This is a genomic window from Streptomyces otsuchiensis, assembly GCF_004305975.1.
In the GTDB taxonomy this organism is placed as follows: Bacteria; Actinomycetota; Actinomycetes; order Streptomycetales; family Streptomycetaceae; genus Streptomyces; species Streptomyces otsuchiensis.
On record NZ_BHZI01000019.1, the window covers coordinates 1 to 12,965 of the forward strand.

At 72.4% G+C, this 12,965-nt stretch carries 12 protein-coding genes; 10 read left to right on the plus strand and 2 right to left on the minus strand.

The genetic code is table 11. The features are described 5' to 3' along the window. Positions 1-727 precede the first annotated feature (727 nt). The 5 genes from E0D90_RS03545 (at position 728) to E0D90_RS03565 (ending at position 4,782) form a co-directional block, all read left to right on the plus strand. Positions 728-2,107: a hypothetical protein gene (locus E0D90_RS03545; RefSeq protein ID WP_130796555.1), complete on the plus strand. Its 1,380-nt coding sequence runs from the start codon at positions 728-730 to the stop codon at positions 2,105-2,107. Positions 2,108-2,262: 155 nt separating this feature from the next. Then, positions 2,263-2,877, plus strand: a complete 615-nt coding sequence (locus tag E0D90_RS03550; RefSeq protein WP_130796556.1) for an ABC transporter ATP-binding protein — start codon at positions 2,263-2,265, stop codon at positions 2,875-2,877. Beyond that, complete coding sequence (locus E0D90_RS03555; protein WP_130796557.1) at positions 2,874-3,749, plus strand: ABC transporter permease; 876 nt, start codon at positions 2,874-2,876, stop codon at positions 3,747-3,749. Before E0D90_RS03550 ends, E0D90_RS03555 begins: the two co-directional genes overlap by 4 nt. Before the next feature lie 184 nt (positions 3,750-3,933). After that, positions 3,934-4,455: a hypothetical protein gene (locus E0D90_RS03560; protein ID WP_130796558.1), complete on the plus strand. Its 522-nt coding sequence runs from the start codon at positions 3,934-3,936 to the stop codon at positions 4,453-4,455. Positions 4,456-4,587: 132 nt separating this feature from the next. After that, positions 4,588-4,782 carry a hypothetical protein gene (locus E0D90_RS03565; protein ID WP_130796559.1) on the plus strand — a complete coding sequence of 65 codons (195 nt, stop codon included), beginning with the start codon at positions 4,588-4,590 and terminating at the stop codon, positions 4,780-4,782. Positions 4,783-5,065: 283 nt separating this feature from the next. Here E0D90_RS03565 and E0D90_RS03570 read toward each other — a convergent pair whose 3' ends face one another. Then, positions 5,066-6,874: a flavin-containing monooxygenase gene (locus E0D90_RS03570; RefSeq protein ID WP_130796560.1), complete on the minus strand. Its 1,809-nt coding sequence runs from the start codon at positions 6,872-6,874 to the stop codon at positions 5,066-5,068. A 197-nt stretch (positions 6,875-7,071) separates the two neighbouring features. On the opposite strand from E0D90_RS03570, the gene E0D90_RS03575 reads away from it, so the two are divergent. Beyond that, a complete protein-coding gene (locus tag E0D90_RS03575; protein ID WP_130796561.1) occupies positions 7,072-8,091 on the plus strand; it encodes an SMP-30/gluconolactonase/LRE family protein in 1,020 nt (339 codons plus the stop codon). A 12-nt stretch (positions 8,092-8,103) separates the two neighbouring features. Here the strand turns inward: E0D90_RS03575 and E0D90_RS03580 are convergent, their stop codons facing one another. Continuing rightward, complete coding sequence (locus E0D90_RS03580) at positions 8,104-8,709, minus strand: TetR/AcrR family transcriptional regulator (protein ID WP_130796562.1); 606 nt, start codon at positions 8,707-8,709, stop codon at positions 8,104-8,106. 186 nt (positions 8,710-8,895) lie between these two features. Here E0D90_RS03580 and E0D90_RS03585 point away from each other — a divergent pair, with 186 nt between their 5' ends. The 4 genes from E0D90_RS03585 (at position 8,896) to E0D90_RS03600 (ending at position 12,911) form a co-directional block, all read left to right on the plus strand. Next, positions 8,896-9,918 carry a winged helix-turn-helix domain-containing protein gene (locus E0D90_RS03585; protein WP_130796563.1) on the plus strand — a complete coding sequence of 341 codons (1,023 nt, stop codon included), beginning with the start codon at positions 8,896-8,898 and terminating at the stop codon, positions 9,916-9,918. 265 nt (positions 9,919-10,183) lie between these two features. Then, complete coding sequence (locus E0D90_RS03590) at positions 10,184-11,170, plus strand: alpha/beta hydrolase (RefSeq protein WP_103502798.1); 987 nt, start codon at positions 10,184-10,186, stop codon at positions 11,168-11,170. Positions 11,171-11,260: 90 nt separating this feature from the next. Continuing rightward, positions 11,261-12,388 (plus strand): DUF4185 domain-containing protein, encoded by a 1,128-nt coding sequence (locus E0D90_RS03595; RefSeq protein WP_130796564.1) that lies wholly within the window; start codon positions 11,261-11,263, stop codon positions 12,386-12,388. Between the two features lie 172 nt (positions 12,389-12,560). Further along, a complete protein-coding gene (locus E0D90_RS03600; protein WP_103502796.1) occupies positions 12,561-12,911 on the plus strand; it encodes a DUF8129 domain-containing protein in 351 nt (116 codons plus the stop codon). The last annotated feature ends 54 nt before the right edge of the window (positions 12,912-12,965 follow it).

Genomic DNA, 12,965 nt, shown 5'->3' on the forward strand with positions numbered 1-12,965 from the left:
GGTGTGCGCCGTCGGGGCGACGTGGCCCGGGCGGCGGCGCCCGGCGCATGCGGCCCGGTAGGGCCTTCCGGCCGCTGTGACGACCGGGCGCGGGGGACGAGGAGGACACCGGCCGTTCCGTGACGCGGACCGTTCACGACGATCGCGCCGCGCACGGTCCGGTTCGTCCGGTCGATCCGGTGCGGATGGCACGCACCGGTTCCCCGACGCCCACTCGGACGGCGGCGTCCCGGGCCCGTCGAACCCGGTGATCTCCGGCGCACGGCACACAATGGCAGATGGCGGACAAGGCGCGCGTCGCGATTCCGCCCGCTCACTCGAACGAAGTACGTCGCGCGCGGCCGGTGTACGCCCGCGGCTCCCGGGCGCGGACCACCGCAGGCGCAGCCGCCCGGAGCTACGGGCCGGCCGGACACTGCCGGAGTCGCACCGTGGCGGCCGGAGCCCTGTCCCTCTTTCGAGGGAACTCCTGGCCGCGGCCCGGACAGGTTCCGCCCGGGTCGCCATGCTGGAGGCCGCTGTCGACGCAGGGGGCTGAGGACCCGTCGGGGCAGGCGAGCCGGGTGCCGCGGGGGAACGGGACCGGCCGCGGCCGAGGACCGGCGGTGCGAGCGATGCCGTTGGTCGCGGCCGGGGTGGGTGGCGTGGCGCCCTCGCCCGCTCTCGTCCCTCTGTCCCCGCCCGTCAAGGCGATCGCCCCTGGACCGAGTTGGAGCCCTCAAGTCATATGGCTGATTCCCCGCAGACCGACCTGCCCGCTCCGTCCGACCGGCCCGCACGGCCCGCACGGCCCGCTCCGTCCGACCGCCCCGGTCAGACGGTTCCTCCGCCCCGCCACCCCACGCACTCGGTCGACCGGGCGTTCCTCAAGCTGGAGCGCCGGCGACCCGGCGTCCGCTGGGACGCGGGCGGCGTCGCGTACCTCAGTGGTCCGCCCCCGGCCCTGGCAGACCTTCGCGCGTATGTGGGCTTCCGCCTCGGCACGTTGCCCCTGCACACGAGCCGGGTGGCGGGCGGCCGGCGGTCCCGGTGGCAGCCGGACGTGGACTTCGCCGTCGACCGGCATGTGCACGAGGTGGTCGCCGACGGCCCCGCCGCCTGGGACTCCGCCCTCCACACCGCGCTCAACGCTCCGTTCGCCCCCGGCGCCTACTGGGGCGTCTGGCTGATCCACGGCCACGAACCCGACGCGTACGCCGTCTGCTATCGCTTCCACCACGCCTGCCAGGATGGCGCCGCCGCCGCCATGACCTTCCGGGCCCTGCTGGGCGAGGGGGAGCCGTCGGCGCGTCCGGTACCGGGCCGGAGCCGTCCTTCGGGGGTGCCCCTGCGCGTGGGCGTGGCCCTCGGGCTGGCGACGAAGTTCGTGGCCGGCGCCCTCACCGGCCGCGGTCACCGTCCGGACGCCGTCTTCACCCCTTCCGGGGAGCGGCGGCTGTGGCGGGGCCGCGTACCGGTGAGCACCCTCCGCCGGATCGGCGCCGCGCGAGGGGGCTCGAACCACGATGTCCACCTGGCCGCACTCGCCGGGGCGCTGTCGGTCTGGTCGGCCCACGCCGGCGTGCCGCTCCCGCGGGTGACGGCGGTGCTGCCGGTCGACGCGCGCCGCGCCGACGAGGAGCAGACCTGGGGGAACCGCTGCTTCGCCCTGCCGCTGGATCTCCCCGTGCGCACCACGGGTTCGGCAGACCCGGACGCTCCCCGCGCCGGGGAGGCGGCTCTGCGGCGGCTGGACGACGTCATGGCGACGACCCGGAAGCTGCGGGGGGAGACCTGGCGGCGGGCCCTTCAGGATCTGGTCCGCTTCATGCCGGACCGCCCCACGGCGTGGTACCTGCGAAGGGTGCTCTCCCCACGCGTCACCAACGTCATGACCACCTCCATGCCGCTCGCCGACAAAGGGAGCCTGGGGGAGACGCAGGTGACGGGGACCGCTCTGGTGCCGCTGCTCCTGCCAGGGCATCTCTTCGCGGTGGGGCTGTCGTTCTTCGGCGACTGGGCCGAGGTGTCCTTCGTCGCCGACCGCGCTCTACCGCTGGGGGAGCGGCTGCCGGAGCTGTGGGAACAGGCCGTGGGCGAACTGGAGGAGAACTCAAGACCGGTGTGAGCCGCGCAAGGGGGCCCCGCGGGCCCGCACGGAACGAGGCGCCGGATCGCCCGGCCCCGGGCACGGCCGGGTACGGGCCACGGCCGGGTACGGGCCACGGCCGGGCGGGGCGGGAGCGCACCCGTTCAGGAACACCCATACGACGGAGCGAAGCGTTGGACGTCGAAGATGTGCACCACTCCTACCGGCAGCACACCGTGCTGCGAGGCGTCGACCTTCGGCTGCGGCCCGGCACCCTCGCCGGGATCGTCGGCGAGAACGGCGCGGGGAAGACGACCCTGCTGAAGATCCTCTCGGGCGAACTCAGGCCGGACCGCGGCTCGGTGCTCCACCACGGCAGGTTCGGATACTGCCCCCAGTCCGTGGTCCTGGACGACTCCTTCACCGTCCGCCAGCATCTCGAACTCTTCAAGAACGCCTTCGGCCTCGCGGACCTGGGGCGGGGTGAGGAAGTGATGGAGGCCCTGGCCTTCACCGAGTACCTCGACCAGCGTGCGGGCCTGCTCAGCGGGGGCTCCCGGCAGAAGCTCAACCTGACCCTGGCGCTCATGCACGATCCGGATGTCCTCCTGCTGGACGAGCCCTACCAGGGCTTCGACTGGGAGACCTACCTGCGCTTCTGGGAGCTGGCGACGAGGTTGCGCGACGCCGGGCGTTCGATCCTGGTCGTCTCGCACCTGGCGTACGACATCGACCGGCTGGACCTGCTCTGGCGCCTGGAGAGCGGGCGACTCCACCTCCAGGAACGACGTACGGAGGCCGCGTCATGAGGCGGCACTGGTCCCTGTTCACCACGGCCTCCCGGTACGCGCTGATCGGGCACGCCCGCAACCGGTTCGCGATGCTGCTGGTGGTCGTGTACATCCCCGTCTGGATCGCCCTCGCCTATCTGACCATTCCCGATCAGCCGGCCCCGTTCCGGCTCCGGGCCACCGGCGAGGTCCTGTCCCCGCCCGGCAACCACCTCACCCAGATCACCGGCGCGCTGAACGCGGTCACCCTGATCGCCGGGTTCATGATGTTCGCGGCCACCTTCACGGGGGGCCGGTTCGACCGCCGCCTCGCGATGGCGGGCTACCCCCGGTACCACCTCGTCCTCGCCAAGCTTTCGGCGCTCACCCTGGTCTGTGTTGCCGTCGCGACGTACGCGACGGTCGCGGTCGGCTTCGGCTGGCCGCCGCGACAGCCCCTCCTGCTGGCCGCCGCGTTGTTCTGCGCCGCTCTGACCTACGGCGCACTCGGTGTCGTCTTCGGGTCGGTGCTCCGCCGGGAGGTCGAGGGCATGTTCGCCATCCTGATGATCAGCATCCTCGACGTCGCCCTGCAGAACCCTCTCTCCAGCTCCGGGTCGGACAGCGCCGTCGTGCAGTTCCTGCCGACGTACGGGGCCGTGCAGGCCGGCATGTCCGCGGCCTTCTCCGACTCGCCGGACGTGCGGGGGCTGGTGATCCAGTGCCTCTGGCTCGCCGGCGCCTCGGCGGCCGCGTTCCTGGTCTTCCGTCGGCGCACCCGGAACGCGCTCGCACCGCGGCAGAAGCCGTGGCTTCCGGCTCCCGGCCGACGTGGGACGGCTGAGAAGCCCCGGGCACCGCTGCCCCCGGCGGAGTCCGGCGCGTCCGCGGAAGCGCACGGGCCCACCTGACCGCCGGGCCGGCCGTGGGCCCGGGACCTCGGCTCATCGCGCGGACCGGCCGAGCGCCGTGCGTGCCACCGGGCGCTTCCGACGGCGGACCCGTGACCTGGAAGGGGAGTGATCGTTCTGTAGCCGTCGGGCGCCGACGCCGTGCCCTGATCGCCATCCCTTCCCGTGCAAGGAGCACTGCCCCATGACTGTCTCGCGTACCGTCCAGCGCGCTGTCCTCACCGCGGCCCTGCTGTCCGTCTCCGTGACGGCCGCCCCCTCCGGCGCGCAGGCGGCCTCGCTGCCCCCCGCGTGCCAGGAGGCGCTGCTCGAAACCCTCGACAAGTTCCCCGTCGCGGACTTCACGGTCCCCGACAGGGCCAGGAACACCCTGCTGGGCGAGGTCCTCGGGCTGAGCGAGGCCGACCAGGAGGCGTTCACCGAGGTGGCGTGCGCGGCCTGGAACACCTGGGCGACCCAGAACGGCCAGGCCGTCGCCACGGACCTGGACACCCGCTACCGGAACGCCGCCGGGCCCGTGTGCAACAAGTTCGCCAGGTCCTCGTTGGCGACGATCAAGAAGCACGCCCCGAACGTACCCGCCGAGACCCGTGAGCTGGAGGCGGTGGCCAAGAAGGTCTGGATCAGCTCCATGGAGAGGCTGGCGGTGGAGGCCACCAACGCCGATTGCCGCACGGCCTACAACGCGGTGAAGGCCGGCTGGTAGCAGACGGGCCGGCGGACGGTCGGCGCCGGCGTAGGCGCTCCGCCGAACGGACGCCTACGCCGGCGTGTGAGGCCCGAGGTGCCGGGTGGCCGGCATCGAGCCGTGTCGGACACCCGGTCGGTACCATCAGCTATGGCCATGACACTCCGACACCCCGATGACCTTGACGCCAAGCTCACCGAGCGTGCACGTCGTGAGCGTCGCAGCAAGCAGGAACTCGCCATCGAGGCGATCCGCGAGGCCCAGAACCGGGCCGAGCCGAAGGTCGACGACGTCCTCGCCGAGCTCATGGACAGCGATGCGGAGATCCTGGACTACCTGAAGTGACCGACGTGCTCCGCATCCAGATCGTCGAGTGCGTTGCCCAGGGCACCGTCGACGTTGCGGCCATCGCCAAGCGGCTGTCGGTCTGGTTCCCCGTTTCCTGACGTGCGAGGCCCCGCCGTGCCCGCGGCTGAGCCGTTCCTCGCCATGGAGGCCGGGCCCGATCAGCCGGAGTCACCACGGCCGGGGAGTAGTGCCCGGCCACCGGGGCGTGCGGCCCGCGGTGACCGGGCTGGAGCGTCGCCCCTCGGTGGGAGCCACCGGTGGGCCCGGCCCCGTGGTCGGGTCAGGGGTGTGGGGCCGTCCTGGTGTGGAGGATCTCGCTCATGGACTCCTTCCGCCAGCGGCTGAGGAGTTGGTGGAAGGCGACGGCTCCGTGGGGGTAGGAGGCCGGTCCGTTGGGGCGGCCGCGTCCCTCGCGGTTGTAGTAGCCGGGGGTGCACTCGGCGTGGAACCACTCGTGGTCGGGGGCACCGTCGGCCAGGACGGCGAGCCAGGTGTCCTCGGACGCGCGGGGCGGTTCGATGAGCGCGTCCTCGGTCTCGGCGGCGGCGATGAGGGCGGCGGCGTGGAGGGCCTGCTCGTCGAGGATGTGGGCGAAGTTGACGCTGTTGGCGTTGTGGAGGGAGCCCATCTGGATCAGGTTGGGAAATCCGTTGCTGGTGAAGCCGTGGAGCGTGCGCGGTCCTCGCTGTGCCCAGGTGTGCAGCAGTTGGACGCCGTTCCGGCCGTGGACGGGCAGTTTCCCGGAGTGGATTCCGGAGGCGCCCACGTTGAAGCCGGTGGCGAAGATCAGGCAGTCGAGTTCGTAGGTGGTGTCGCCGACGACGACGCCGCGTTCGGTGACGCGTTCGATGCCGTGGGTGTCGGCGGTGTCGACCAGGGTGATGTTGTCCCGGTTGAACGCGGGATAGTAGAGGTCGGAGAAGGTGGGGCGTTTGCAGGCGTAGCGGTACCAGGGCTTGAGCTTCTCGGCGGTCTCCGCGTCGGTGACGGTTTCCTCGACGCGGGCGCGGAGCTCGTTCATCTTGGCGGCGTCGGCGGCCTCGTAGGCGGCTTCGAAGGCCCGGGGGTCGCCTTCGTCGCGGCGGAAGCTCGGCAGAAGCTTCTCCAGCAGGCCCGCGGACGCGGTCCAGGCGTCCGCCACGAGATCCCGCTCCTCGGGTTCGCCGGAGACGATGCGGAGGTAGTTCTCCCGCCGCCGGTGCGCCCACCCCTCGCGCTCGGCGCCGACGTCCTCCGCGGTGGTCCGGCGGTTGGCGCGGACGTCCACGGTGGAGGGTGTGCGCTGGAAGACGTAGAGGTGGGCGGCGCTCTCGGCCAGCATCGGGACGGCCTGGATGCCGGTGGCGCCGGTGCCGACGATGCCCACCCGCTTGTCGGCGAGGTTGGTCAGCCCGCCTTCGGGGGTGCCGCCGGTGTAGGCGTAGTCCCAGCGTGAGGTGTGGAACGTGTGGCCCGCGAACTCCTCGATGCCGGGGATGCCGGGGAGTTTCGGGTCGGTGAGGGTGCCGGTGGCGTTGATGACGTAGGTGGCACGGAAGGTGTCTCCGCGGTCGGTGGCCACCACCCAGGTCTCGGAGCCCTCGTCCCAGGTCAGGGTGGTGACTCCGGTGGAGAACAGCGCGTCGGTGTAGAGGTCGAAGCGGTTCGCGACGCGCACCGCGTGGCGGCGGATCTCGTCTCCGGGCGCGTACTTCCACTCGGGTATGTAGCCGGTCTCGTCGAGCATCGGCAGGTAGACGTGCGACTCGATGTCGCAGTGGACGCCCGGGTACCGGTTCCAGTACCAGGTACCTCCGAAGTCGCCGCCCTTCTCGACGATCCGGACGTTCTCCACGCCCTGTCGCCGCAGGTGTGCCCCGGCGAGGATGCCGCCGAATCCGCCACCGATCACGGCGACGTCGACGCTGTCGTGGAGGGTGCCGCGTTCGGTGGGTTCTGTGTACGGGTCGGCGGCGTAGTAGCCGAACTCGGCGTCCGTGTCGCGGTACTGGCCGGCTCCGTCGCTTCGCACGCGCCGCTCGCGTTCGAAGCGGTATCGCTGCCTCAGTGCGGCCAGCTCGTGGGGAGCGGTCGCGTGAGGGGTCGTCATGTGGGCCCCAATCATGGCTGGTTGGGCCGCCTCGGGTGAGCGGCCATCCGCTACGGTAACAACTACCGGACAACAGTGTCCGGTAGAAGGTGGGTGCGCCGCGACATCGGGCCGTGCGGAGTCCGCGCCATGGAACGGACTCGCTCTCCTCCCGGTACACGGCGCCCCGCACACCGCGGACAGGAAGAGGGATTCCCATGCGACGACCCCCGACCCGACCACTTGCCGTGCTCGCCGCGGCGGGCATGCTGGTCCTGGCCGGATGCGGTACGGCGACGAGCGAGCCCCGCGACGCCGCGTCGTCCGACGACGCGGGCGGCACCATCCGGGCGCACGAGGTCATGCGGTTGACACAGCCCCACGCCGAGACCGGGATGACCTTGCTGGAGGGCCCCACGTTCGGCACGGACGGCCGGCTGGTCGTCGTCGACGTCACCGCACCCGAGGGCGAACCCAAGGTGATGAGTGTCGACGTCGGGAAGAAGACGGTGCGACCGCTCCACACCGACGGCCGCGGGGCGTACACTTCGGCGCAGTTCAGCCCCCACGACGGGCGGCTCTACCTCACCGACTACCTGCACGGCGAGATCGTGAGCCTGGACGCGGGCGGCGGGGACGCGAAGACCTTCTTCTCCGGCGAGGTCGACGGAGCGCCGATGAACCCCGACGACATCGCCTTCGACCAGGACGGCAACCTGTATGTGAGCGACTCGCGCGGCCTCTCCGAGGGCGTGGCCCACGGACGGGTGGTCCGCGTCAGCCGCGACGGTGCGCAGGCCGACGTGCTGGCCGACGGCCTGGCGGCGACGAACGGGGTGTCGTTCGACGCCGACTACCACGGGCTGTGGTTCAGCGAGCTGACCGAGAACCGGATCTCCTACCTGCAGCTCGACGAACAGGGCGAGGTGACCTCACGGCACACCGCGATCCGCGTGGACGGCGGGATCGCGCAGACCGACTCCATCGCCGTGGACGCCGACGGCAACCTCTACGTGGGGCTGCACGGCCGGCCGGCCATGGCCGTGTACAGCCCTCACGGCGAGCGGCTGGCGACGATCGAACCCCCGGCGGAGGCCGAAGGGCTGAAGTCGGCGACGAACGTGGCCATCACACCGGGCGGGACCAAGGCGTACATGACGGTCAGCGGACCCGCCGGCGGATACCTCTACACCTTCGACGCCCTCGCGGAGGGCACCAGGCAGTCCAACGGCGGCTGAGAACGCCCGCGTTCATCCGTTGAAGGGCCGAACCGGTCCCACCTCGACGCCGAGCAGCCGCCAGGCGGCCAGCGCCCGGCGCTCGCGCTCCTCGCGGGTGGGGCCGGTCACGGTCGCGGAGACCATGGCGACGGCCAGCTCCAGTTCCTCCGCGCTCAGCCGGTGGTCCGCCGGCAGGTGTGCCCGCAGGCTTCGCTGGACCCGCTCGGAGAGGTCCAGCGCGTGTGCGCGGTGGCCGGAGCGGACGGCCATCCGTTCGGTGTGCAGCAGACCGATGAACGCCGCCGACTGCGCGAGATGCCAGGTGAGCACACCGAGGACCTCGCCGAAGCCGGCTCCCTCGGCCCCGGCGGCCTGCTCGACCTGCCGCACGTTCTCCTCCAGGACCGCCGCCACCGCGGCACTCCGGTCCGGGAGGTGCCGGTAGAGGACTCCCTGGCTCACCCCGGCCCTGCGCGCGATCGCCGACAGGGGCGCTTCCAGGCCCTGTTCGGCGAAGATCTCCCGCGCGGCGGCGACCACGGCGGCACGGTTGCGGGCGGCGGCCTTCGGCCCGCCGTTGGCGGGTCTTCGCCCTTCCCGTTCGGTCTGCTCCGTCCGTTCGGTCTGCTCCGTCACTCCGGCAGCGTACCGGCAGGGTGAGGGCGGCCTACCGTCCCGTTCGGGCCGCCCGCGGTGACCCGCCCCGCGCGCACCGGTCCGCCCGGGCGCACCACTCCCGGGTGCGCCCGCGAACCCTCGTCACGGGCCCACCCGGCAGCACCACGGTTAGAGTGGTCCACCTCGCTTTTCGACGGAGCATCCATGCTGCGGATCCACTTCACCCCCGAGGACCTGACGCGGGTCAAGGTGGCGCCCGGCCCGGACTTCCTGTGGGAGATCGCCAACAGCGTGCAGACGCTGCAACGGACCGACGGGGAGCGGGTGTTCGGCGCCTGGCGTCGATGGGTGCGGCCACGGCTCCCACCGAGCCGGCAGCTGCTCTCGCCGTTGCTGCCCCCGCGGGGCTACTCCCCGGACTTCCTCACCCCCACGTCCGGCGACCGCACGACCCTCCAGGCGGCCATCGACACCCTGCTCGGAACGCCGCGCCCCAGGCTGCGCACGGAGCTGACCCGGCTGGCCGGCTCGACGCGGCTGCCCGGATGGACGCGCGCGCTCGCCGAAGGAGACGCGGGCACGCTCGCACAGCTCGGCGACGCTCTTCACGCCTACCAGGCGCAGGCGCTCCTCCCGCACTGGCGGCACGTCCGCGCGGACATCGACGCGGACCGCGCACGGCGGATGCAGAGCCTGATGAACGGCGGCACCGAGGGCCTGCTGGCGGGGCTCGGTCCGGACGTCCGCTGGCGCCCGCCGGTGCTGGAGGTGACGTACCCGACCAACCAGGAGCTGCGTCTGGCCGGCCGGGGACTCGTGCTGCAGCCCTCCTTCTTCTGCTGGCCCACTCCGACCACCTTGGCGGACGGGCAGCTGCCGCCTGTCCTGGTCCACCCGATCCTGCACACGGCCGGGTGGGCGACGCCGCCGGGCGGGACGGAGCCGGCGGTCGACCGCGACCCCCTCGCCCGGCTCCTCGGGAGGACCCGTGCCCAGCTGCTGCGGGCCGCCCGCACCGGCTGCTCGACGGTGGAGGCCGCCCGGACGCTCCAGGTGACGCATCCGGCGGTCAGCCAGCACATGAACGTGCTGCGCGCGGCGGGTCTGATCACCACCATCCGCACGGCCGGCCGCGGCCTCCACCTCGCCACGGCCGAGGGGCGTGCCCTTCTCGCCGTCGAGGACGGCGGCGTGCGGAGCGGGCCGGGCCAGGCGGCACCCACGTAAGCCTGCGCTTACGTCTCTTGTGCCCGCGTCGGCCGGGCGACCAGGCTTGTCGCCGGGCGGCGCCTCCCCGTGGCCCGGCCGGCCCTCGACCCCCACCCGCCGTCCCGTTCACCCACTTACGGGCGCACCGCCGACGTACGGGCCCACCCCCGGCGCCGCGGTACGGCCGACGCCATCGACCGCTCGTCCCGCATCGCCTGCGACGGCGGCCGCGGCGCCGCCGCACGCACCCGGTACACCCTTCTTCCGTCCCCTGGAGGCCATGATGAGCACCCACCGTCCGACACGCCGATCCCTGTTCAGGACGGCCGGCGGCCTGGCCGCGGCGACGGCTCTCGGAGGAGCGGGCGTACTGGCCACGGCCTCCACCGCCAACGCGGTCGGGGACGGGTTCGGCCTGCGAGTCGTGGACCGCGACGAGCGCGACCACCGCATGAAGTACTACCGGTTCGCGACCAACGCGATCGGCTGGGACCCGGCCGTCAACGTGCTGCTGCCCGACGACTACCACAGCGGACGCCGCTACCCGGTCCTCTACCTCTTCCACGGCGGCGGCATCGGCCAGGACTTCATGACCTTCGACAAGATGGGCATCCGCCAGCAGACGGCGGGGAGGCCCATGATCGTCGTGATGCCCGACGGCGGGAGCACCGGCTGGTACTCCAACCCGGTCCGTTCCAACGTCGGCCCGCGCAACTGGGAGACCTTCCACATCGACCAGCTGGTGCCGTGGATCGACGCCAACTTCCGTACCTACGCCGAGTACGACGGCCGCGCCGTCTCCGGTTTCTCGATGGGCGGGTTCGGCGCGCTGAAGTACGCCGCCAAGTACTACGGCCACTTCGCCTCGGTCAGCTCGCACTCGGGACCGGCCAGCCTGCGCCGTGACTTCGGCCTGGTCACGCACTGGGCCAACGCGTCCTCGGCCGCCGTGGACCTCGCCGGCGGGACGATCTACGGCGCGCCGCTGTGGAACGAGCGCCGGGTCAGCGACGACAACCCCGTTGAGCGCATCGGGAGTTACCACCACAAGCGGATCTTCCTGGTGGCCGGAACGAGTCCGGACCCGGTCAACTGGTTCGACACGATCAATGAGAACCAGGTGCTCGCGGGCCAGCGGGAGTTCCGTTCGCTGCTCGGCGGGGCGGGTATCCCGCACGAGTGGCACGAGCCGCCGGGCGGCCACTTCGTCCGCCCCGACCTGTTCGCCCGCGACCTGGACGGGATCGTCGCGCGTCTGCGGAGGGCCTGAACCGCCCAGGGCCCGACCTGCCCGGGGCCTGAACCGCCCCGGGCCTGACCACCCTTCACCCCCCCCGCCGAGCCTTCGGGAGGACTTGTCATGCATGGATCGAACAACCCCTCGCGCTCCGCTCGGCACCACGGCGGGGCCACCGGGCTCGGCCCTTCGGCCGGTCCGAGCCGCCGGGCGCTGCTGCGCTCGGCGGCGGTCGGTGGGCTCGCCGTCGCGGGCGTCGGCGCGCTGGGGCCGGGCGTGGCCGCCGCGCAGCAGGTCACGGGAACGAAGGTGCGCGACCTCACCGGCCCCGCGGAGACCGGCCGGTTCGCCGCGCCCTGGACGGACCTCGGGATACCGGCACGGTGCCCCGACGGCTCGACGCTCTTCGTCTGCGGTGACACCTTCGACGGTGAGGGCGTCGGCGGCCCCGACTGGCGGTCGCCGGTGGGACTGCGGTCCTCGCACTCCGCGCCGGGGTCACTCGTCATCGACGGCAGCGTGGGAGGCTCCCGCGCGGTCGGCCTCGTTCCGGAGGGCCACACGGGGGGCACCACCGCCATCCCCTCGGACGTCTTCACCGTCGGGCCGACGATGTACATGCACCTGATGCGCGGGGTGATCTACCGGACCCACCACACGGACTTCTGGCGCTCCGACGACAACGGCGAGACCTGGCACTACCTCTGCCAGTGGCCCGGCGACAGCCACGGCGGGCAGTTCCAGCAGAAGAGCTACGCGGTCGCCGACGACGGCTACTGCTACGTCCTCTCGACCGCCTTCAACCGGGAGGTGACCTCGGCCCTCCTGCTCCACCGGGTCCCCCAGGACGCCCTCGGGAACCCGGCGGCCTACGAGCCCTGGGGGTACGCGGACGGCAGGTGGGCCTGGGGCCATCCGCCGACATCCGTGACGCGTGAACGCCGGTGGGGAGAGATCTGCTTCCGGGCCATGGACGGCAGGTACGCGCTCACCTGGCTCAACATGAACCCGCTGGACATCCGCGCGCAGAGTTTCGCGCTGCCGACCTCGAACCTCTTCACCACGCCGGAACAGACCATGATCGTTCCGACCGTGCCCGGTCAGGAGCGAGGCAATGCCGTGGCCAGTCCGTACGGGGGCTTCATCATCCCGGGGTCGAGCCTCGGCGACCTCCATATCGCCGTCAGCCAGTGGTACGACAACCGGAACTACCGGGTGATGCAGTACCGCGTCAACGGTCTGGCCGGGTGACGGGGTCCACGTCGGGCGGTGCGCGGCACGCCGGTGTGGTGCGTGACGTGAGGTTTGGGAGCCGCCTCTCGCGGCAACCCGAGTGGCCAGCGCGGATCGGGCCGGACGGGCCGTCCGCGCGAGGGCGGCCCGTCCGCCCGAGCCGCCGTACCCCCGAGAGGAGCCACTTCGGATGAGCGCCACCGACGACCTTCCCGTGCCCGACTGGGACCAGCAGCCCGCCGGGTCCCTGCTGCACCGCATCAGGAGCCTGGACAGCGATCAGCTGCACACGCTGATCAGCCACGAGGAGAACCACGCCGACCGCCCCGCGGTGCGGCAGATGCTCGCCACGCGCCTGGACGAGCTGGCCGACGGCGCGCGACCCACCCCGGGCGGCGAGAACCAGCCGGTCGACGCCGCCTCCGACGGAAGGACCGGATCACCCGTCGATCCGGCGACCGCCGCGCCGCCGCAGCACCATCCGCCGCACGGCAACCCCCGGCAGCCCGGCGAGGGCTACCGGCAGGGTCCCGGAACGTGACCGGCCCCCTCACGCCCGGCTGAGCGTCCGGGCAGCACACGGACCGCCCGGCCG

Bases quoted from the DNA above. Each gene is read 5' to 3' on its own strand.
- E0D90_RS03585 (WP_130796563.1), top strand. From the start codon at position 8,896: ATGCTGCGGATCCACTTCACCCCCGAGGACCTGACGCGGGTCAAGGTG.
- E0D90_RS03545 (WP_130796555.1), top strand. From the start codon at position 728: ATGGCTGATTCCCCGCAGACCGACCTGCCCGCTCCGTCCGACCGGCCC.
- E0D90_RS03555 (WP_130796557.1), top strand. From the start codon at position 2,874: ATGAGGCGGCACTGGTCCCTGTTCACCACGGCCTCCCGGTACGCGCTG.
- E0D90_RS03565 (WP_130796559.1), top strand. From the start codon at position 4,588: ATGGCCATGACACTCCGACACCCCGATGACCTTGACGCCAAGCTCACC.
- E0D90_RS03575 (WP_130796561.1), top strand. From the start codon at position 7,072: ATGCGACGACCCCCGACCCGACCACTTGCCGTGCTCGCCGCGGCGGGC.
- E0D90_RS03600 (WP_103502796.1), top strand. From the start codon at position 12,561: ATGAGCGCCACCGACGACCTTCCCGTGCCCGACTGGGACCAGCAGCCC.
- E0D90_RS03570 (WP_130796560.1), bottom strand. From the start codon at position 6,874: ATGACGACCCCTCACGCGACCGCTCCCCACGAGCTGGCCGCACTGAGG.
- E0D90_RS03560 (WP_130796558.1), top strand. From the start codon at position 3,934: ATGACTGTCTCGCGTACCGTCCAGCGCGCTGTCCTCACCGCGGCCCTG.
- E0D90_RS03595 (WP_130796564.1), top strand. From the start codon at position 11,261: ATGCATGGATCGAACAACCCCTCGCGCTCCGCTCGGCACCACGGCGGG.
- E0D90_RS03590 (WP_103502798.1), top strand. From the start codon at position 10,184: ATGAGCACCCACCGTCCGACACGCCGATCCCTGTTCAGGACGGCCGGC.